Here is a 20,143-nt window from a genome sequence, read left to right as displayed (position 1 = left end):
ACACTCAAGGGGCAGCGAGGCCCGGCACCCCAGCACGCCCTTCGCCCGCACAACGAGCCGAAACCGAATTCAGCTCATCCGCCCAGGCGGATCGGTGGATCAAGGCTTATCCCGGCCGGCGCGGCGAAAGCCGAGACCCTGCCCGCTGGCAGCGGCAGCTACACCACGGACACCATCGGCCCGGCTCCCGAGGGTTGCGCACCGCTGGCCACGGATGCCCGCGCCTACGTGACCGACACCGCCCCGGCCGGAGCTGTTCCCACCAATGACTGGTGGTCCTCGCTCCTCTTCAAGAAGTACAACTGCGTCGGCAGCGAGCCCCTGCACGCGCATCCGCTCTCCTACCTCCCCCAGGCCGCCGGCCTGGGACTCTCAAACACCACGACGCCGACCATGAGCGGCACCCCGGGCGGAATCGGCGAGTTCCACTATGCCTACGCGCAGGACGTGATGGTCGGCGTCGCCGGGCTCACCGCCCCGGTCGTCGAGGTCGCCGACTGGACCGACTGGACTGTCACCCCCTCGTGGAGCGACGGCACCCGGTCGATGACCGCGACCATCGGCCACGGCCTGCCATTCAGCTGGTACGACATCGCCGGCGGAGACGCAGTCATCACCGCAGGAGCCGACCTGCGCGTCTGGCTCAATGACGGTGAGCGCATCGGGTTTAGCTCCGGCGGCGGGGACTACGTCGCGTTCGCCCCCACCGGCGGGGCCTGGACTGTCTCGGGCACGAAATTGAGCAGCACCCTCGACGGGAAGGGGTATCTCTCCGTGGCGGCACTGCCGACGAGCCCCACCGACACGGACGCGGCGCGCACCGCAGTCGCCGACAGCTACACGCCGTACGCGTACGCCAAGGTCACCGGAACCCGGGCTGATTTCGTCTATAACGAGGCCGGGAGCGTGGTTGAGACCACCTACTCGGCCGAGACTAAGGTGCAGGAGGGAGCCAACTCAGGCACCGTGCTGTCGCTCTACCCGCACCAGAGCGCCTACCTCGATGGCGTGACCGGCGACGGACCATCGGCCGGAGCGACCCTGGACCGCACCTACGTGTCCCCCGCGGGGCCATGACCACGCTGGTCGGGGCAACCTCCTTCACCACGGCCACCCCCTTCACCGGGGTGCTGCCCGAGGTTCCCGCCGTTGCGACCGGGGCCGGTGACGCCAACGCCCGCCTGGACGCCCTGCTGGACCAGGTTGCGGCCGATCCGATGAGCATCGACAAGGACGACACCTACTGGACCGGCAAGGCCCTCGGTCGCGCCGCCCGCATCGTGGAGATCGCCGACCAGCTCGACCGCACGGCCGTGCGCGACACGGCATTGGCCCAGATGAAGGAGACCCTCACCAACTGGTTCACTGCCTCACCCGGCGAGACCGAACAGGTCTTCTCCTACAACTCCAACTGGGGCACCCTCGTCGGGTTCCCGGCGTCGTACGGCTCCGATAAGGAGCTCAACGACCACCATTTCCACTATGGCTACTTCGTCGTGGCGGCTGCCACCCTGGCACGGTTTGAACCGGAGTGGGCAGCCGATGCGGCCTACGGCGGCATGGTGGATGAGCTGATCGCGGATGCGAATAACTTCGACCGCGCCGATACCCGCTACCCGTACCTGCGCGACTTCGACATCTACGCCGGCCACGACTGGGCCTCCGGCCATGGCGCCTTCGGTGCCGGAAACAACCAGGAATCGAGTTCCGAGGGACAGAACTTCGCCAACGGCCTCATCCAGTGGGGAACGGCCACCGGCGACACCGCCACCCGCGACGCCGGAATCTACCTCTATGCAACCCAGACCGCCGCCATCCAGCAGTACTGGTTCGATGAATCCGGCGCCATGCCCGACTCCTTCGGGCACACCACCGCGGGCATGATCTGGGGCGACGGCGGAACCTACTCCACGTGGTTCAGCGCCGAGGCCGAGATGATCCAAGGCATCAACACCCTGCCGATCACCGGCGGGCACCTCTACCTGGGCCTGCGCCCGGATGACGTTGTGTCCAACTTCGCCGAAATGGTCGACGTGAACAACGGCAACCCGACCGTCTGGCAGGACATCCTGTGGTCCTACCTGGCCCTCGGGGACGGGCCGGCAGCGCTTTCGGCACTGGATAACGACCGTGAATACCCCGAGGAGGAAGGGGAGAGCCGGGCCCACACCTATCACTGGATTGCCAACCTTGCAACGCTTGGAAACCTGGACAGCAGCGTCCACGCCGATGACCCGATGGCCGCCGTGTTCACGAAGGACGGCGCCAGGACCTACGTGGCGAGCAACATCACCCAGGAACCCCTCAAGGTCACCTTCTCCGATGGCACCGTGCTCGACGTCGCCGCCGGCAAGACAGTGACGTCCGGTGCGCAGACCTGGAGCGGTGGCGGAGCGCCGAGCGGCACGGAAGAGCTCACGGACCCCACGGACCCGCCCGTCCCGACCACCACCACGTTCTACCTCGGCACCGACGGATCGTTCCTGTCCCAGCCCGGCACCGCGCCGGTGGCGACACTCGCACCCCGCAGCGGACCCGACGCCGTCGGTGATCCGACAACCGGCCTCACCCTAACGGCCGAAAACCTGAACGGCACTTTCGCGGGCAGCAGGACCGCGTTCGATATCGGTGTGGACACGGCAGGTGTCGGGAACGGAACGCGCATCAGGGTCTCATATGACCTGACCGGCGACGGCACCTTCGACCGGATCGAAACCTACAACTATTTCCCCACCGACCCGGTGGCGGGATTTGAGCGGTACACCTCGGAGCTCGGCTTCACCTCCGTCGAGGGGGAGCTTGGAGCCTTGGTGGATGGTTCCATGAAGGTTGAGCTATGGAACGTCCTGGGCACTTCGCCGTCAACCATCGACTTGGCCACTTCGGTGGTCAAGGCACCCTTTGCAGGGCTCACCCTGACGGGCGGCGGTTCGGAGCCCGAGCCGGAGCCTTCAGGTCTGCCCGGTAGCCCCGCCGAAGTGAAGCTGACTCCTGTCAGTGGTTCCGCTATTGATGTCGTCTGGGCGGCCCCGACCGTCACCGGCACGGCTCCGGTCACTGACTACCGGCTGCAGTACCGTGCCACCGGTGCCACTGAGTGGGTGCCGGTGTATGACGCCGTAACGTCCACGCCGGGAGCCCGGATCCAAGGACTCAACCCCGGGACTGAATACCAGGTCCGGGTGCAGTCAGTCTCGGCAGCGGGGCTCGGCGAATTTTCCCAGCCGGTGGCGGCCAGCACCTCCCCGGCACCATCCGCCCCCCGCGGTGCGGTAATAAAGGTCCAGGGCAAGTCTTTGCTGGCGTCCTGGACCGCACCTGCCTCCGATGGCGGGTTTCCCATCACCGATTACCTGATTGAGACATCCACCGACGGCGTGAACTGGAAGACCTTCGGCGACGGGGTCAGTACCGCAACCAATACCAAGATCACGGGACTCCTCGGGAAAACCGAATACCTAGTGCGGATCGCCGCGGTCAGCGAGATCGGCACCGGAGCCTGGTTGACCACCAAGGCTACGACCAAGTAGCCCCTACAGGCAGCCAGCCGGCGGCCGCTGCGACTCTCTCATTATGGAGAGTCGGAGCGGCCGTTCGTTTGCAGACATAGTTCCGTACCCCCGCCCGCCGCCAAGGCAGAAAGGAAACCCCACGATCCTGACGAAATTCGCCCTCGTGCGCCAAGGCCGGTCCGACGGATGGGCAGCCTGCAAGGATCCACGGACACGTCGCTCAACGACGACGGCCGCCGTCAGACGCGTGACGACTCCCCTGACCGGCATTTGACTGTCACACAGGTTTGGATCGGCCCCGGTACGACCGGGGTGGATAACCCTCGCCGCAACACCCAAGCACCTTCAGGAGTTGCATTGGCTTCGGACAAAGACACCGCAGTTGAGGCCGCGGCGTGCGGGAAAGGCGGCCGTGTGGAAGCACTATGTTCGGCTCACGAGGCAAAGGGAGCATCTCCTCGGCACTGAATATTTCCTGTCCACTTCTCTCATAAAGTGACCGCTCACCGACGACGTTCCTTTAATCCGCTCGCTCGATCCTCGTCATAGGAATCTGCTAGAACCGCCATATCTAAGTGTGATTTGACCGCCAATGCCACCTAACATCCACAATTGGGTACGCCCGCATCTCGACCGCGAAACAGGACCTCGACCGGCAGATCGACGCACTGCGCAGCGAAGGCATCCCTGCCCGGCACATTTACGTGGACAAGAAATCCGGATCCACCACAAACCGGCCTGGACTTCATGAAGCACTCGACCAGGCCCGCGACGGGGACGTGATCGTGGTGCACACCCTGGACCGGTTGGGCCGCACCGTCCGCGACACCCTGAACCTCATCCACGACCTGGCCGGTCGCGGCGTCGGAGTCCGGAACCTGGCTGACCCGATCCGGGTTGATTCCGCCAAACCGGAGGATCCCATGTCGCAGCTGGCAGTTGTGATGCTCGCGCTCTTCGGCCAAATGGAACGAACCTACGCGATCGAACGCGCAGCCCACGCGCGTGCCGTTGCTGCCGCTAAAGGCAAGAGGATCGGCCGCCCCAGCGTGGTCGATCCAGCGAAGCTCGCCTACGCCGCGCACCTTCGCGACCAGGAAAATCAGTCCATCTCCGAGATCGTCAAAGCCACCGGTGTCAGCGCTCCAGCCTCTACCGTTACCTGCCGCCCCGACCACCGGAGACGCTGACCGCCGATGACTAGCCGAAAGCCTAAAAGTCCCTGACGTCGGCGGCGGTTCGTGCAGGCGGCTTCAGACAGAATGACGGTTGGTGCACGCGACTTCGAACAAAACGACGGTTTGTGCAGACGACTTCGAGCGCTTCCGTGTCAGGAGTCGTCTGCACAAGGCCCGTACTTCCACGGGATCCAGTGCAGACGACTTCTGAAACTGACAAACGGCCTGCGCTGGCTTTCCCGCCGCGGCAACGCCTCCGGGCAACAAGTTCGGTAAGTTAGGGACTGTGAAGATTGCTACCTGGAATGTAAACTCCCTCCGTGCCCGCGCCGACCGTGTGGAGGCCTGGCTGCAGCGCAGCGATTGCGACGTCCTGGCCATCCAGGAGACCAAATGCAAGGACGAAAACTTCCCCTGGGAGCTGTTCGAACGCATGGGCTACGAGGTGGCCCACTTCGGTGTGAACCAGTGGAACGGCGTGGCCATCGCGTCCCGGGTTGGCCTGGAAGACGTGGAGCGCACGTTCCTGGACCAGCCTCCGTTCGGGAAGGCCGGCAAGGATCCCGTCCAGGAGGCCCGCGCCATGGCGGCGACGTGCGGCGGCGTCCGGGTCTGGAGCCTCTACGTGCCCAACGGCCGCTCCCTGGACGACGAACACATGCCCTACAAGCTCAAATGGCTCGAATCCCTCAAGGACCATGCCCACGGACTGGTCGCGGCGAACCCGGATGCCCAGGTTGCGCTGATGGGTGACTGGAACATCGCGCCCCTGGATGAGGACGTCTGGGACATCGGTCTCTTCCTGGCCCAGGGCTACACCCACGTCAGCCCGCCGGAGCGGGCGGCCTTCCACGCTTTCGCAGAGGCCGGCTTCACCGACGTGGCACGCCAGTACACGCCCGGTCCCGGCGTCTACACCTACTGGGATTACACCCAACTGCGCTTCCCCAAAAAGGAGGGCATGCGCATTGACTTTGTCCTTGGCTCCCCCGCGTTGGCGGCCCGCGTCACGGGCGCGTCGATCGACCGCGAGGAACGCAAGGGCAAGGGCGCCTCGGACCACGCCCCCGTTCTGGTGGAACTGGCGGACTGATGGCTGCAGCCGGGGCCCAGGAAGGGAAACTGTAATGACGGGAAACCTCTACCGGGGCCAGGCCGGGCTGCCGTTCTCCTCCACCCTGCGCGTCTACGAACCGCTGGAAGCCTTCCCGGAAGGACAGCGGGAGGCCATCCGGACCGCCGGTGCCCGCACAGCCTCCCGGGCCGCCGTCGAAAACGCCGAACTGCTGGCCTCGCTGGGCCGGATCACCCGCTCCGGTGGTGACCCGTTCCCCACCGGGCGGACGGACCTGGTCCGCGTCACCAGCATTCCCGGTGTACCCCCCGGGCGGACGCCGCAGCCAGGAACGCCCGACGCCGGTGCTGCCGCCGGCCCCGGTGCTGCCGCCGGCCCCGGTGCTGCCGCCGGCCCCGGTGCTGCCGCCGGCCCGGGTGGTGCTGCCGGCCCGGGTGCCGAGGCCGGGGTGGGTACCGAGTCAGGCTTGGGTACCGGGATAGGCGCCGGTTCCGGCCTTGGGCCTGACGCTGGGGGCGACGGCGGGCGTGACGCTGGGTCCGGGCGCGTCCTGCTGTACTGCCCCAGCCAGCTGGTCCTGCGCGCCGGCCTCGCCGCCAATGCCCTCATGGAAGGCATCCACGGCCCGCTGGCCGAGATGCTGATTCCGGAAGAGCAGCGGGACAAGCACCAGGAACGCATTGACCAGGTCAAAGCACGTGACGGCGCCATCCGCGTGCATACCCGCGCCTCCACGTGGGGCATCCCCTTCAGCTGGTTCTCACTGTTTATGGAAGGCGACCATAAGGACGTGGTGGAATCAGGCGGGCGCATCCTCACCGTCAGGGTGTGGGCTCCCATCACCGAAGCCATGGAGCGGGCACGGTACGCCGTGGCCCACCTGGCGCTGGCCGCCCCCGACCTGGACATGCTGGACGACCTCGCCCAGCTGACCGAATGGCTGGAGCTGTTCCACGTCAATTCCATGGTGGAACTCGACTACGGCGCCGTGGCGGACAAGGTCTACCCGGACGAGTCGCCCATGGACATCCGGCTGGGCATCGAATGCCTGGCAGAAGGCGACATGACGGGCGCCGCGGCGGCGTACCGCAGGCTGGCTTCCCGCTGGATTCCAATCCGGCAACTCGCCCGCGCGTCCTGACCACTGTTTCCTGACCACGGCGTCGCGACTGCGGATTCCTGACCCTGGCCGCGGCGTCCTGGCCGGGATGCCACGCCGTCCCTCCTCAGGAAGGAGGCGGCGCCGTCGTACGCCTGACGATGAGCTGGTGGGGCGCGACGGCGGACCGGACCGCCCCGGCTGTGCCGTCCAGTTCATCGATGAGCATCTTGGTGGCCAGCTCGGCCTGTTCGTCGGGCCGTTGTCCCACTGTGGTCAGGCCCATCGCGTCGGCGAAATCGTGGTCATCGATGCCCACCACCGAGAGGTCCTCAGGGACCCGCACGCCTACGCGTGTGGCCTCGAAGATGACGCCCATAGCCATTTCGTCGGAGGCGCAGAAGATGGCGGTTGGTTTGGGGCCTGACCGGGCCCAGAGGCGCCGGAAGGCCTCCTGGCCGCTGCGGACCGTGAAGTCTCCCCATTCGTCCCACTCGGGGCGGGTGGGCAGCCCGGCTCCTGCCATGACGTCCTTGAAAGCCAGGATCCGCACGCGGGGAACGTCGAAGTTAAGGTCCGTTTCGTCGTCGCCGTGCAGGAGGGCAATGTCGCGGTGACCGAGGTCGATCAGGTGCCGGACGGCGGTGGATGCAGCGGCGTAGTCGTCGATGCCGATGTACGCGCACTCCTCCACATGACCGCCCACCACGATCAGCGGGATATCAATCTTCTGGAGGTGGTCCAGTTCGTCGTGGCTCAACGCCATACAAAGGACAAGCAAGGCGTCAATCTGCTTGTAAACCATGGTCTTGCTGAACAGGCGCTCACGGTTGCTGCCGTGACCGCCCAGGTTAAAGAGGGAAAGGTTGTAGTGGCGGGCGTGAAGTTCGCGGTCCGCGCCCTCGATGGCCTTGGAGAAGAACCAGCGGCTCACGAACGGGGCCAGCACGCCGATGGTCTTGGTGCGGCCGGTGGCCAGTCCTGACGCCGACGACGACGCCACGTAACCCAAAGCCCCCGCCACCTCGAGGATCTTCTCCCGGGTGGCGGGCGAAACCCTGGGCAGCCCGCGAACGGCCCGGGAAACGGTGGCGGTGGATACGCCGGCGGCCGCTGCCACGTCCTCAATGCTGACGCCGCTGTGGCCACCCCGTTGAGACCTTTCAGCCATGCGTGCCACCGTTTCCCCTCATGGGCTCAAACTTAATATCCGCTATGCATTTGCCCCCAAGCCATGCTAGGTTGCGGGCCGACCGACGTCACAGTGTTACCTGCTGCCGGCCCCCTTGCGTCCGATCAGCCCCCTGAGTCCGATCAGCCCTTGAGGCCGCCGGCCAGGAGACCACGGACAAAGTAGCGCTGCAGGCCAAGGAACACAGCTAGCGGCACAATGATCGACACGAACGCGGCCGCAGGGTTCAGGAAGTCCCTGTTGCCACGGGTACCGGATATCTCAGCGAGCCGTTGGGTGATGGGCGCCACGTCTGCCGTTCCACCGGAGAACACCAATGCCACGAGCAGGTCGTTCCAGACCCACAGGAACTGGAAGATGGCCAGCGATGCCAAGGCCGGAACGGACAAGGGCAGGATGATCCGCCAGAAGATAGTTGTGTGGCCTGCCCCGTCCACCTTGGCGGCTTCGATCATTTCCCCCGGGATCTCCGAGATGAAGTTGTGCAGCAGGAAGATGCCAAGGGGAAGCCCAAACATGGTGTGCGCGATCCACAGCTGGGCATATGAGCCCGGCGGGAGCTTCAGCACCTGGGTGAACAGCTGGAGCAGCGGGATCAGCGCCATCTGCAGGGGAATGATCTGCAGCGCGAAAACGAAGATGAAAGTCCCGTCGCGGCCCTTGAAATTGCCCCACGCGAAGATGTAGGCCGCCATGGAGGCGAGCACCAGGACAAAGACGGTCACCGGGATGACGATCGCCAGGGAGTTGACGAAGTACTGCGAGAGGTTCGCAGACTGCGAACCTGCCGCTGCCGTGACATCGACATAGTGCTTGAAAGTAAAATCCCAGTCGGCAAAGAAGTTCCACCAGCCATCCGAACGCGGGCCCACCTGCTTGGCCGCGGGACGAATGGAGGACACCAGGAGGCCGAAGGTGGGCACGGTCCAGATCGTCGCAATGATCACGGCGGCCGCGGTGGCCCACCGTGAGGTCAGCCTGGTCTTGACGCGCCGCATGATCGGCGCGGAATCCTCCGGCGAGCTGGGACGGCCTTTGTCTTTGCGTGACTGCGTGCGGGAAGTGTTGGCCGCCTCATCCGGCGCTGGCATGACGGTCATCGGATTTCCCTTTGCTGACGGAGGACGCGGGCGTTGTAGACCACAATTGGCAGGACGAGGAGGAACAGGACGAGGGCGAGCGCTGCGCCCCTGCCCGGTTCGCCGGCACGGAATGCTTGGGTGTACATCTCGTTGGCGATCACGGAGGTGTCATAGTTGCCCGCCGTCATGGTGCGCACAATGTCGAAGACTTTCAGGGTGGCGATGGTGATGGTTGTCAGCACCACCACCAAAGCGCCCCGGATGCCGGGCACGGTCACATTGCGGAACTGCTGCCAGGGGTTGGCTCCGTCGAGGCGCGCTGCCTCAACCAGTTCCATCGGAACGCCCTTGATGGCCGCCGAGAGGATCACCATGGCGAAACCCGTTTGGATCCACACCATAACGATGATGAGGAAGATGGTGTTTTCCGGTGCATCGAGGAGGAACTGCTTGGGATCCATGCCCAAGGCGACCCGCACAGCGTTGACGACGCCCGTCTGTTCAATGCCGGGACCGCGGTAGTCGTACACCAGCTTCCAGATGATGCCTGCGCCAACCATCGAGATGCCCACCGGCATAAAGACCAAGGCTTTAAGGGCGTTTTCGCCGCGCGCCTTGTCGATGAAGACCGCGTAAGCGAGGCCGAAGCCCGTTGACAGCAGGGGCACCAGCACCGTCCAAATGACCGTGTTGCGAACCGTGGCAAGCGCCTCGGGCTGCGTAAACATCCAGACGAAGTTGTCGACTCCGTTAGGTTGCCCGGAGGCATTCGTGAATGCCAGGAACGATGTCTGCACGGCTGGATAAACCAGGCCGACCAGCATCAGGATTGCCGCTGGCGCCAAAAAGCCAACGATCGTCAGTTTGTCTTTGACTGATTTGGGTGCCCTGTCCACCATCAGCATGATCAGCCCAATTAGCGCGGCAAAAACCGCCAACGCGATAAAAACTTGAAGAAACTTTCCTCCAAGAAACTCCATTGCCCAACCTCCGTGGTGTGCGTGGATCAGTTCGTTCGGGATCGACGCCGCGCCCTTGGGACTTGTGGTCCCAAGGGCGCGGTGCGAAGGAGGTCAGCCCTTCGGCCAGCTGCTTTCGATGCTGTCGGCAACCTGCTGGGCAGGGGTGCCGTTGATCCACGCAACGATGCCCTTCCAGAAGGAGTTGGAGCCCACTGCGCCGGGCATCAGGTCAGAGCCGTCGAAGCGGAACACGGTGTTCGGATCCTGCAGCAGCGCAATGGTCTGCTTGTCGAGTTCCGTCTGGCCGTTGGCCGGGTCCAGGCCCTTGTTTGCGCTGACGCTGCCGCCCAGCTTGACCCGGTTGTTGGCGAAATCGGCACTGGCCAGGTATGCCAGGAGTGCCTGCACCTCGGGGGTGTCCTTGTAGGCGCCCACCATCTCGCCGCCGCCGGTGATTGCCTGGCCCTTGCTGGCGTCAGTGGGAGGCGTCATGAAGGCCCAGACGTCGCCGTCGGGAGCCACGACGGTCCCTTCCGGCCAGTTGGCGGCCTGGAAGTTGGCCTGGTGGTGCATGGCGCACTGGCCGTCCAATACGGGCTGCCCTGCCTGCGCGAAACCTGTGGTCAGGATGGAGCGCACATCGCCGAAGCCGCCGTTGACATAGTCGGAGTTCAGGAGGATCTCGCCGGTCTTATTCATGGCATCCACGATCTTGGGATCGTTGAAGGGGATCTCATGGCTCACCCACTGGTCATAGACTTCGGGGCCCTGCGCGCGAAGGACCGCGTCCTCGACCCAGTCGGTGCCGGGCCAGCCGGTGGCTTCACCGGATTCGAACCCTGCACACCACGGCTTCATGGCGCCGTCGTCAGCGATCTTCGTGGACAGGGTCAGCATTTCGTCCCAGGTCTTGGGAACTTCCCACCCCTTATCTTTAAACGTCTTCGGGGCGTACCAGACGTAGCCCTTGACGTTCGCCAGCATCGGCGCCGCATAGAAGACCCCGTCCACCGTGCCGTACTTCTTCCAGTCGGCGGACCAGTTCTTGTCGACCAAATCCGAGACTGCCTGTGGAGCAGGCTTCAGGCCGCCGGCCTTGGCCTGATCAGTCATGAGCCCGGGCTGCGGGAAGATGGCAATGTCCGGGGCGTTTCCTGCCTTGGCCCGGACACCGATCTGGGTCTCGAATTCCTTGCTGCCCTCGTACTTGATGGTTGCGCCAGTACACTCTTCAAACGTTGACCAGGCGGTCTCAAGGTTGGTTGCCTCGATGTTGACGATGGTGGAGTAGACGGAGATGGTCTTGCCGTCGTGCTTGCCGTAGCTCTCGTAGGGAGAGCAGTCGCTGCCGGTGGTGGTGCCGCCACCGCCACCGCCGGGACTACATGCCGTCAGGGACAGCGCCAGAATTCCGGTGGCAGCAACCGGAAGCAGGTATTTGCGGTTTTTCATGCTGAGGACTCCTCGGTGAGTTACAGAACTTCAACAGGTGAGACTAAGGTGACCGACATCTTCACGTGGTGTGAATCACACACTAATCAGGCTCCGGCAAGGAATGCAAGCGTTTACATGCGGTTGTGTCCGAAAAGATATCTAGGCCCAGTCCACGGGCGTTTGACGCCGCAGCGTTGTCGTTCGAGGCGCTAAGATGCCCTCGACTCAGTGTTCTCATGCCCGCAGGCTGCACAAAGGAATGGGCGCCGCGCTCCCTGGGGAGCGCGGCGCCCGATAAGGCCTTTTTGGGGCATGCCCCACTGATTTGGCCTACTTGCCGCCCTTGAACAATCCCGCGATTCTGGCGCCGAGGCTCTTGACGAACTGCTTGACGTTGTCAATGGCTTCGCCGGCGAACTTCCTGGCCTTTTCAGCAGCGCCTTCGATTCCGTGTTTGGGTGCTTCGGTGCCGGTTACTTCTTCGCTCATGTTGTTCTCCTTTAGTTGACCGGCATTCCAGCCGGCCGGTGAGACCCTCCGCCAGGCGAGGACCGCCGGGCAGGGATGACCAGCTGTCCCCGCATCACCTTACGGCCAGGAAGCGCGCACCATTCACCAACAGGGTCGTTTCGGGTCACTTGGCCACCTTGACATGACGCGGAGGGCATCCATGCCCTATGGGTCGTCCCCTTCAGAGCAGCTAACGGACGCGTTCGGCCCGGCTGAACCGTGTCCTGGCCCCGGCGCCGATGTGGATCAGGACCGGCGTCTGCTTTCCCACTACCTGGTCCAGGGCGTCCACCAGGGCAGAGACCTCGGCCGCCAGGAGGTGCGGCGCCACGCCCTGGCGCGGCTGGAGCCGGATTTTCAAGGCCGGGCTGCCCTGGACATCGTAGGTTGCCACCGTGGCACCCGCCAGGTCGGGTCGTTCAGCCAAGGCGTGCTTCAACGCCTGCTCGGCTACTCCCCCGCTGATCCGCACATCCCCGGCCACTGTCCCGGGATCGTACTCGGCCACCAGCAGGTTGCTCCGGCCTTTGCCCTGCTGCGCGATCCAGGCAACCATCAGGCCGATCAGAACCACCAGGGCAAGCGCCATCACAATCCAGAGCCAGCTTTCCGGACGTCCCGGGAAGCGGGTGTTGTCGAAGGCCTGGTTGACGCTGCGCCAGGCCGATCCGGACCAGGCATGCCACCAGATTGCCACGGGTGGAACGGTGGCCAGCAGGACGAGCAGGACGCCCACGACGAGCAATTTGAGCCCGAGGATGCCCAGCAGGATCCTGTTGAGGAGCGAGGGTGTGGCCGTCATGCTCCAATCACTCCTACGGTGGAAATGTTGACGCGGACGTCAGGCAACGGGACCAGTGACATCCCGCTGAGTTCGTTCTGGACCGCGGCCAGCACCGCCGCGTCGGCCACGGGAACCCCTGAGGTGGGGCGCACGTTGACGATGACCTGCCGCCGGGACACCACCACCATGACCTGTTCCGGGGTGACATTGGCGGCGAGCCGTGCGCTGCGTGCCAGGGCGGAGGCGATGACCTCGTCATCCACCACCACGGCGGACGAACTTCCGGTGCTGTTCAGCACGTGCCGGGCGCGTCTTCCCGGCAGGATGGCGTTGAGCAGGAAAAACAGTCCCACCATGGCTACCACGGCGCCGCTGGCACCGAGCAGCAACGGCGGGATACCCGCCGGAAGTGCAACGATCCGCTCCGCCGCCAGTTGTGGTTCGATCAGCCAAGCCGGCTGTCCAATGGCGTGCACGGCCGATTCGAGAAGACCGTAGCCGGCCAGCCCCATCACCAGGACCGCTGCCACTGTGGCCACCGCGGCCCGGGTGGAATGGGTTTCCCGGTAGACGACCCTGCGCATGTCAGGTTGCGCCTGGTCCCGGGCGCTGCTTGCGTGCCTCGAATCGGCGAGGGCCCCGTCAACTGATCCGCCGCTCACTGGACCCTGCCTCCTTCGATCGGCTTAACGCCGCTGATACGGATATCTACCCTGCTCAGACGGGCGCCGCTGAGGGCCGTGACCGTCGAAAGGATCCTGGCTTTAGCATCGACCGTCCGGTCCCAAATGGATCCGCCGAACGCGGCGACCCGGCCTGCGTCCCTGAGCACGGTGGCCAGCGGCGGGATCCTGATAGGTGACACCAGCGACAAAGCCAGCAGGCCGTCGTCGTCCGTCCAGTCCGCCCGGACATCGTGGGGATCCACACCGAAGGCCTCCGCGGCCGCCGTCCTGGCAAGGCTGGTCAGGGCCTGCGTGCTGATGCGGTTGTGTCCGCTCAGGACCTGCCCGGGGACGGAAGGTGCCACTGACGTCATGACGAGGAGCGCCGGCCGATGATGGCATCCAAGACGCCGCGCAGGTCCAGTTTCCCTTCCGCAGCGCGGCCCAGGAGGGCGCCGATGGCCATAAAGAGGAGCGAGACCAGGAAGCCCCACAGCCCGAACTGGAAGGACATAAACGCCACGAAGGCGCCCATGGCGATGCCCACAACGGTCAGATTCACAGCAGTGCCTCCCTCTCGGCGACGGCAGGGGCTCCGGCCTTCACCGGCGGCGCCACGTAGACATCGGTTATTTCGACATTCACTTCAATGACCTGCAGGCCGACGAGTTCCTCGACCGCGCGGTAAACGGCTGATCTGACCTGATTGGCCAGGGAATGCAGGGGTGTGCCGTAGGAGGCCACCAGGCTGATGTCCACCGCCACCTGCGTCTCACCGACCTCGGCACGGACGCCGGCAGCGTGGTCCGAACTGCCGACGGCGTCCCGGATGGCTCCCAGCGCACGCGACGGAGCCGAGCCCAAAGAATAGACGCCGGGCACGGCACGGGCAGCGATGCCGGCAACTTTTGCCACGGCGGTCTCAGCGATCACGGTGCGGCCATGCCCGGGTACGGGCGCCTGGCTGGCGGCATTGTGGCTGGCAGCCAACTGGCGCTCGACGCCCGCATCGGGTTGTGGGTTCTGGTATTCCATCAGGCACTCCCCTTCTATTGCTCCCAACCCTATCTCCTGCGTGCGCAGGGGTGCCCGCATGGATGGTCCGGGTTGCCGATGGCGCGGGGTTAAAGAAGAAAACACCAGTTCGGAAGAACTGATGTTTCCCGGGGTCCGCATGCCGCTCGACGAGCGAGCTGGCGGCTACTTGCCGTATTCGATCGCTAGGCCCATGAGGGAATGTATCGGGCGTACTTCTTCGCTACGCCGTAGCTCACATCCTGTTTGATGAGTCCTTGTTCGATGGCAGCGCTGATTATTTGTGAGGTAGTCGAGGACTTGTCAGGTCCCAGCCCAAACCGCTTGCGCAGTGACGCATCGGTCATGTGGTCGCTGGCCAAATACCGCAAAACGCGTTCCAGAACGTGGTGCATTCCCGGAATCCTGATGGCCCCACCAGCTGCCGGGTTAAAGAAGAAAAGCACCAGTTCCGAAGAACTGATGCTTCCCAGTGGTGGCTCCGACCGGCGTCGATCCGGTGACCTTTCGATTTTCAGTCGAACGCTCTACCAACTGAGCTACAGAGCCTAGGTGACATGTCACCTTGACCGCCGGAATTTCTTCTGGCAATCAGAGCGACCCTGACGGGACTTGAACCCGCGACCTCCGCCGTGACAGGGCGGCGCGCTAACCAACTGCGCTACAGGGCCTTGATTTTTCTTGCTTCGCGGCATCGCTACCGCTTTTTTCAAGGCTTCCAGCTTACCAGACCTTTTAAGCCTGCCAGACCACTTCCTTGCGTACCCCCAACGGGATTCGAACCCGTGCCGCCGCCGTGAAAGGGCGGTGTCCTAGGCCGCTAGACGATGGGGGCCAGAACCCGTTCGGCACAAAATAAAAGGCTTCGAGCCGAGGCTCTCAGTCTTTCGTTTGCAGTTGCTCCGAACTGGACTCTAAAACTATAGGGCCTCGGCGGGAATAACTCAAAATCGGCTCCCAGACACCTGACCGAAGCCGCCGATACAGGCGAAGATGGACAGATGGATGCCGTCGCCGCGCTCAATGAAATTGCTTTCTGGTTGGAACGGGAACGCGCTGCCGCCTTCAAGGTCCAGGCTTTCCGGAAGGCGGCCGGGATCATCGCCGGGCTTGACCCTTCCGACGTGACGGCCCGGGCCCGTGACGGCAGGCTCAAGAGCATGAAGGGCATCGGTGACAGGACCTACCAGGTGGTCCGGCAGGCAGTGGACGGCGAGGTGCCCGAGTACCTTGAGGGCCTTCGCCAGCGCAGCGCGGCGCCCCTGGCGGACGGCGGGGCCGAGCTCCACGCAGCACTCCGCGGCGACCTCCACAGTCACAGCGATTGGTCCGACGGCGGCTCACCCATCCAGCTCATGGCAGACGCCGCGCGCCTGCTGGGCCGCGAGTACCTGGCCCTGACAGACCACTCTCCGAACCTGACCATCGCCAACGGGCTCAGCGCCGAGCGCCTGACCGAACAGCTCGACGTTGTGGCTACCGTCAACGCCGCCGCCGCAGTTGACGGCAAAAAGGACGGATTCCGGCTCCTGACCGGCATCGAGGTGGACATCCTGGAATCCGGCGAACTGGACCAGTCGCCGGACATGCTGGAACGGCTGGATATTGTGGTGGCCAGCGTCCACTCCAAGCTTCGGGCGGACCGCGACACGATGACCCAGCGGATGCTCCAGGGCATCCAGAACCCCCAGACCAACGTGCTCGGCCACTGCACCGGACGCCTGGTGGAGGGCTCCCGTGGCACGCGGCCGCAATCGGACTTCGACGCCCGGGAGGTCTTCGCGGCGTGCGCGGAATCCAACGTGGCGGTAGAAATCAACTCCCGCCCCGAGCGGCAGGACCCGCCGGATGACCTGATCCAGCTGGCCCTCGACGCCGGCTGCCTGTTCTCGATCGACAGCGACGCCCACGCTCCGGGCCAGCTCGACTTCCTCCAGTACGGGGCTGCCCGCGCCGCGCATAACAACATTCCCGCGGAGCGCATTGTGACCACCTGGCCCCTGGAGCAGCTGCTGGAGTGGTCGGCCCGGGATTGGCAGAAACTCGACTAGACGTGACCGATTCCCGCCAGCTGCCGGCGTCGCCCCGGGGATAGATTGGCAGCATGGCTTCAAGCACCCCTCCCAGCGCAGCAACAACAACGGCGCTTCGCCCACCACCTGGCCGAACAAATGCGCTCGGCGTCGCCGCCGTGGTGGTCACCGTGGTGCTCTGGGCTTCGGCGTTCGTGGGGATCCGGGCCATCGGCCCCACCTTCTCCCCCGGATCCCTGACCCTGGGCAGGCTGGCGGTTGCCGCCGTCGTGCTCGGTGCACTGGTGCTGCCGCAGCTGGCCAAGAGCAGAGGGCTGCCGCAAGGCCGCGAATGGTGGCCCATCCTGGGGTACGGCGTGATGTGGTTCGGCGGCTACAACGTGGCCCTGAACGCGGCGGAACACCTGCTGGACGCCGGGACCGCCGCGCTGCTGATCAACGTCAACCCCATCCTCGTTGCCATCATGGCCGGTTTCTTCCTGAAGGAGGGCTTCCCGCGCTGGCTGATTATCGGGAGCCTGGTGGCGTTCGGCGGGGTGGCGCTGATCGCGCTCGGATCCGGCTCAGGTTCCGGGGAACGTTCGACGGCGGATGTGGCGGGCGTGCTGCTCTGCCTCCTTGCCGCCGTGCTCGCCGCCGTCAGCGTCATCATCCAGAAGCCGGTGTTGCGGAAGTTCCCGGCGGGCCAGGCCACCTGGTTCGGCATCATGGTGGGGGCGGTCTGCTGCCTGCCCTTCAGCGGCCAGCTGGTGTCCGAACTGCAGTCCGCCCCGCTGCCGGCAACACTGGGCCTGGTGTATCTGGGCGTCTTCCCCACCGCCATTGCATTCACCACGTGGGCCTACGCGCTGTCGCTGATTGACGCCGGAAAACTGGCGGCCACCACCTACCTGGTGCCGGGCACCACCATCCTGATCTCCTGGCTGGTCCTCAGCGAAGTCCCCGCCGTGCTGGGCCTCGTAGGCGGGGTGGTCTGCCTGGTGGGTGTGGGCCTGACGCGCCGCAGGTCCCGGTAGGAGCGGTCCATTCAGCGTCAGGAGCGCTTCACTGCCGTGCCCGCGATGATCGGCGTGGCCAGGGCAACAGCCGGAGCCTCCAACCTGCTGACTTCCGTGAATTCGAACCCGGCTTCGCCGATGGATGCCACCGTGTTCCGGTTGAGGTGGCACCCGGGCGCCACGCAGCGGCCCCACAGACCGTCCAGCCTGTCCTGCCAGCGGGCCGCACGGCCCTGTCCGCGGACATGTTCCAGCACCGCAAGGGTACCTCCGGGTTTGAGCACCCTGCGGGCCTCCAACAGGGCAAGCCGCTGATCCGGCACCGAGCACAGCACCAGGGTGAAAACGACGGCGTCAGCTGTCCCGTCCGGCAGGGGCAGGTGCTCCGCATCAGCGTCGGAAACCTCCACCGGAACGGGCGACTCCCCCAGACGTGCCCTCAATCTGGCCCGCATGTAGGGATCCGGTTCCACAAGGATTACGCGGTCAGCATGGCGGAAGTGCCGCAGGTTGGCCCCGGTGCCAGCGCCGACGTCCACCACTGTTCCCGCCAGCGCGGAGAGCAGACGCGCCCGGCGCGGAGACAGCTCCCTGCGCTCTACAGAGGCCGACAACGTGTCGTACATGGCGGCAAAAACGCGATGGCGGACGGACATCCGGCTCCTCACAGGCGGTCAGGGATCGGATTCAGTATGCGCGCCAACCCGGCTGCGGACTAGAGTCTGCTTATGCCCGTCAACCTGCCGCCCGGCCTGCCCATCATCCCCGATGGCCCGCAAGAGTCCGGTCCGTTTGAGATGTCCGCTGACGATTTCGAAGCCGCCGTCACGGATGCCCTGGGCCTGATCCCCGCCAAGCTTGCGGCCGCCATGGACAACGTGGCGGTGTTTGTCGAGGACGACTACGTGCCCGGCCCGGGCGAGGACCCGGACACCGTTCTGCTGGGCCTCTATGAGGGTGTTCCCTTGACGGAGCGGGATTCCTGGTGGGACGCCGGTTCGCTGCCGGACCGGATCACCATCTTCCGCCAACCCATCCTGGACATCTGCGGGTCCCGCGACGAGGTGATCCAGGAAGTGGCCGTGACGGTGGTCCACGAGATCGCCCACCACTTCGGCATCGATGACCGGCGGCTGCACGAGCTCGGCTGGGACTAGCCTTGTAGGCATGGGACACGACCACAGCCACACACACGGGATCACGGCAACAGGACGGCACCGCAAACGGCTCATCGCCGTCCTGACCATCACCCTTGCGGTGGTGGTGGTCCAGGTGATCGGCGCGGCACTGTCCGGATCATTGGCCCTGCTGGCGGACGCTGGCCACATGCTCTCCGACGCGGCAGGCGTGACCATCGCGCTCCTGGCTGCCTGGATCGCCGGACGCCCGGCGAGTGACCAGCGGACCTACGGCTACCAGCGTGCCGAGGTCCTGGCCGCCCTGGCCAACGCCCTGATCCTGATTGTCATCTCGGTGGTCATCTTCACCGAGGCCATCCGGCGGATCGGCTCGGCGCCCGAGGTCCACACCGACATCATGCTCTTCGCCGCTATCCTGGGCGCGGTGGCCAACCTCGTTTCGCTGCTGATCCTGCGCGGCGCGCACCAGGACAGCCTGAACGTCCGGGGCGCCTACCTTGAGGTGCTGGGTGACCTGCTGGGCTCAGTCGCTGTCATCGTTGCTGCCCTCGTCATCAAGTTCACCGGCTACCAGGCCGCCGATACGATCGCCTCCGTGCTCATCGCCCTGATGATCCTGCCTCGGGCCTGGAGCCTGCTGCGGGATGTGGTGGACGTCCTCCTGGAGGCAACCCCGAAAGGCGTGGAGGTGCAGATGATCCGCGAACACATCCTCAGCGTTGAAGGAGTAGTCGACGTCCATGACATCCACATCTGGACCATCACGTCCGGCGTGCCGGTGTTTTCGGCCCACGTGGTGGTGGAGGACGGCGTCCTTAATGCCCGCGGCGCCGACCAGCTCCTGGACAAGCTCACCACCTGCCTGGGCTCCCACTTTGACACCGAGCACTGCACTTTCCAGCTGGAACCCGCCAGCCACTCAGAGCACGAATCGCGCCAGCACGCATAGCAGGACTCCCAGCAGGACGACGACGGCGGCGTGGCAGCCGCGTGGGCGGCGCGGCCCCCGTGTGCACGTTATGTGGAAAACTCCGGGCCGGGGCAGCGGCACCCTTGCGTCACGCCGAGCACGCTTTTGGCCACCGGCGAAGTCGCGAACCCCGGAAATCCGCGGCCGGCAGACGCCCGGGCACGCAAAAGGCTGCCTCCCGTGACGTCAGCGAGGAACCGCTGAGCCAGACACAGCGGCGGTGACTTCCGGCCGCCCACCACTGGACCCCGCCCACGCATACCCGGCGGAGCCCTAGCCACTTGGCCGGGAGAGATCTGTCCTGCGGAGCGGGAGCCGATTCCGCGACACGCGGGTCGGGATGCGCCGGAATTGCACTCTTGTTGTTTATGTTATTGATGTGACCAGTGTTGCCAAAGTGCACACGCTCACGTAGCCTCGGACTGCTGGGAGATCAGCAGAGGGGCCCCTTGTGCCGCCACCAGACCTCGCTCCC

Annotated in this window: 20 protein-coding genes, 3 tRNA genes and 1 pseudogene; 9 read left to right on the top strand and 15 right to left on the bottom strand. The window is 65.1% G+C overall.

Annotated elements, in window-relative coordinates; translation table 11 throughout:
• The 5 genes and pseudogenes from NG701_RS13730 to NG701_RS13710 form a co-directional block, all read left to right on the top strand.
• Nucleotides 1–1,077 (top strand): annotated as a pseudogene (locus NG701_RS13730) (glycosyl hydrolase); the annotation flags it as partial.
• Nucleotides 1,074–3,530, top strand: a complete 2,457-nt coding sequence (locus NG701_RS13725; RefSeq protein ID WP_252568335.1) for a glycosyl hydrolase — start codon at nucleotides 1,074–1,076, stop codon at nucleotides 3,528–3,530. The pseudogene NG701_RS13730 and the gene NG701_RS13725, both read left to right, overlap by 4 nt.
• Before the next feature lie 593 nt (nucleotides 3,531–4,123).
• Complete coding sequence (locus NG701_RS13720) at nucleotides 4,124–4,702, top strand: recombinase family protein (protein WP_308292604.1); 579 nt, start codon at nucleotides 4,124–4,126, stop codon at nucleotides 4,700–4,702.
• A 274-nt stretch (nucleotides 4,703–4,976) separates the two neighbouring features.
• On the top strand, nucleotides 4,977–5,783 hold the full coding sequence (locus NG701_RS13715; protein WP_252568333.1) for an exodeoxyribonuclease III: 807 nt from the start codon (nucleotides 4,977–4,979) through the stop codon (nucleotides 5,781–5,783).
• 34 nt (nucleotides 5,784–5,817) lie between these two features.
• Nucleotides 5,818–6,906: a DUF8083 family protein gene (locus tag NG701_RS13710; RefSeq protein WP_252568332.1), complete on the top strand. Its 1,089-nt coding sequence runs from the start codon at nucleotides 5,818–5,820 to the stop codon at nucleotides 6,904–6,906.
• Nucleotides 6,907–6,991: 85 nt separating this feature from the next.
• Here NG701_RS13710 and NG701_RS13705 read toward each other — a convergent pair whose 3' ends face one another.
• From NG701_RS13705 to NG701_RS13640, 14 genes are all read right to left on the bottom strand, one after another.
• Nucleotides 6,992–8,044, bottom strand: a complete 1,053-nt coding sequence (locus tag NG701_RS13705; protein WP_252568330.1) for a LacI family DNA-binding transcriptional regulator — start codon at nucleotides 8,042–8,044, stop codon at nucleotides 6,992–6,994.
• Nucleotides 8,045–8,178: 134 nt separating this feature from the next.
• Nucleotides 8,179–9,156: a carbohydrate ABC transporter permease gene (locus tag NG701_RS13700; protein WP_252568329.1), complete on the bottom strand. Its 978-nt coding sequence runs from the start codon at nucleotides 9,154–9,156 to the stop codon at nucleotides 8,179–8,181.
• Nucleotides 9,153–10,118, bottom strand: a complete 966-nt coding sequence (locus tag NG701_RS13695) for a carbohydrate ABC transporter permease (protein ID WP_252568327.1) — start codon at nucleotides 10,116–10,118, stop codon at nucleotides 9,153–9,155. Before NG701_RS13695 ends, NG701_RS13700 begins: the two co-directional genes overlap by 4 nt.
• Nucleotides 10,119–10,211: 93 nt before the next feature.
• Nucleotides 10,212–11,552 (bottom strand): ABC transporter substrate-binding protein, encoded by a 1,341-nt coding sequence (locus NG701_RS13690; protein WP_252568325.1) that lies wholly within the window; start codon nucleotides 11,550–11,552, stop codon nucleotides 10,212–10,214.
• Nucleotides 11,553–11,864: 312 nt separating this feature from the next.
• Entirely contained in the window at nucleotides 11,865–12,023 is a 159-nt protein-coding gene (locus NG701_RS13685; RefSeq protein WP_156380383.1) for a hypothetical protein, read from the bottom strand.
• A 211-nt stretch (nucleotides 12,024–12,234) separates the two neighbouring features.
• Nucleotides 12,235–12,846 (bottom strand): hypothetical protein, encoded by a 612-nt coding sequence (locus tag NG701_RS13680; protein ID WP_252568323.1) that lies wholly within the window; start codon nucleotides 12,844–12,846, stop codon nucleotides 12,235–12,237.
• On the bottom strand, nucleotides 12,843–13,412 hold the full coding sequence (locus NG701_RS13675) for a DUF6286 domain-containing protein (protein WP_252568369.1): 570 nt from the start codon (nucleotides 13,410–13,412) through the stop codon (nucleotides 12,843–12,845). The genes NG701_RS13680 and NG701_RS13675 overlap by 4 nt, the downstream gene beginning before the upstream one ends.
• A 74-nt stretch (nucleotides 13,413–13,486) precedes the next feature.
• Nucleotides 13,487–13,867, bottom strand: coding sequence for a hypothetical protein (locus tag NG701_RS13670; protein WP_252568321.1), 381 nt, complete (start codon nucleotides 13,865–13,867; stop codon nucleotides 13,487–13,489).
• On the bottom strand, nucleotides 13,864–14,055 hold the full coding sequence (locus NG701_RS13665; protein WP_111907359.1) for a hypothetical protein: 192 nt from the start codon (nucleotides 14,053–14,055) through the stop codon (nucleotides 13,864–13,866). The genes NG701_RS13670 and NG701_RS13665 overlap by 4 nt, the downstream gene beginning before the upstream one ends.
• Nucleotides 14,052–14,528, bottom strand: coding sequence for an Asp23/Gls24 family envelope stress response protein (locus tag NG701_RS13660; RefSeq protein WP_252568319.1), 477 nt, complete (start codon nucleotides 14,526–14,528; stop codon nucleotides 14,052–14,054). The genes NG701_RS13665 and NG701_RS13660 overlap by 4 nt, the downstream gene beginning before the upstream one ends.
• A gap of 185 nt (nucleotides 14,529–14,713) precedes the next feature.
• Nucleotides 14,714–14,923: a hypothetical protein gene (locus tag NG701_RS13655; protein ID WP_252568315.1), complete on the bottom strand. Its 210-nt coding sequence runs from the start codon at nucleotides 14,921–14,923 to the stop codon at nucleotides 14,714–14,716.
• A gap of 78 nt (nucleotides 14,924–15,001) precedes the next feature.
• Nucleotides 15,002–15,077: transfer RNA gene (locus NG701_RS13650), tRNA-Phe, on the bottom strand.
• Between the two features lie 48 nt (nucleotides 15,078–15,125).
• Nucleotides 15,126–15,199 (bottom strand) — tRNA-Asp (locus tag NG701_RS13645).
• 91 nt (nucleotides 15,200–15,290) lie between these two features.
• A tRNA-Glu gene (locus tag NG701_RS13640) sits at nucleotides 15,291–15,363 on the bottom strand.
• 166 nt (nucleotides 15,364–15,529) lie between these two features.
• Between NG701_RS13640 and NG701_RS13635 the strand changes: the two genes are divergently transcribed.
• Together NG701_RS13635 and NG701_RS13630 are read left to right on the top strand one after the other, a co-directional pair.
• Complete coding sequence (locus NG701_RS13635) at nucleotides 15,530–16,579, top strand: PHP domain-containing protein (RefSeq protein ID WP_252568313.1); 1,050 nt, start codon at nucleotides 15,530–15,532, stop codon at nucleotides 16,577–16,579.
• Between the two features lie 53 nt (nucleotides 16,580–16,632).
• Complete coding sequence (locus NG701_RS13630) at nucleotides 16,633–17,577, top strand: DMT family transporter (protein WP_252568311.1); 945 nt, start codon at nucleotides 16,633–16,635, stop codon at nucleotides 17,575–17,577.
• Between the two features lie 17 nt (nucleotides 17,578–17,594).
• Here NG701_RS13630 and NG701_RS13625 read toward each other — a convergent pair whose 3' ends face one another.
• On the bottom strand, nucleotides 17,595–18,215 hold the full coding sequence (locus tag NG701_RS13625) for a class I SAM-dependent methyltransferase (RefSeq protein WP_252568309.1): 621 nt from the start codon (nucleotides 18,213–18,215) through the stop codon (nucleotides 17,595–17,597).
• A 72-nt stretch (nucleotides 18,216–18,287) separates the two neighbouring features.
• Here NG701_RS13625 and NG701_RS13620 point away from each other — a divergent pair, with 72 nt between their 5' ends.
• Both NG701_RS13620 and NG701_RS13615 read left to right on the top strand, forming a co-directional pair.
• A complete protein-coding gene (locus tag NG701_RS13620) occupies nucleotides 18,288–18,716 on the top strand; it encodes a metallopeptidase family protein (RefSeq protein ID WP_056348808.1) in 429 nt (142 codons plus the stop codon).
• 10 nt (nucleotides 18,717–18,726) lie between these two features.
• Nucleotides 18,727–19,647, top strand: a complete 921-nt coding sequence (locus NG701_RS13615) for a cation diffusion facilitator family transporter (protein ID WP_252568306.1) — start codon at nucleotides 18,727–18,729, stop codon at nucleotides 19,645–19,647.
• The last annotated feature ends 496 nt before the right edge of the window (nucleotides 19,648–20,143 follow it).

Source organism: Pseudarthrobacter cellobiosi, assembly GCF_023913815.1.
Classification (GTDB): Bacteria; Actinomycetota; Actinomycetes; order Actinomycetales; family Micrococcaceae; genus Arthrobacter; species Arthrobacter cellobiosi.
This window is presented reverse-complemented; position numbering and strand designations above follow the sequence as displayed.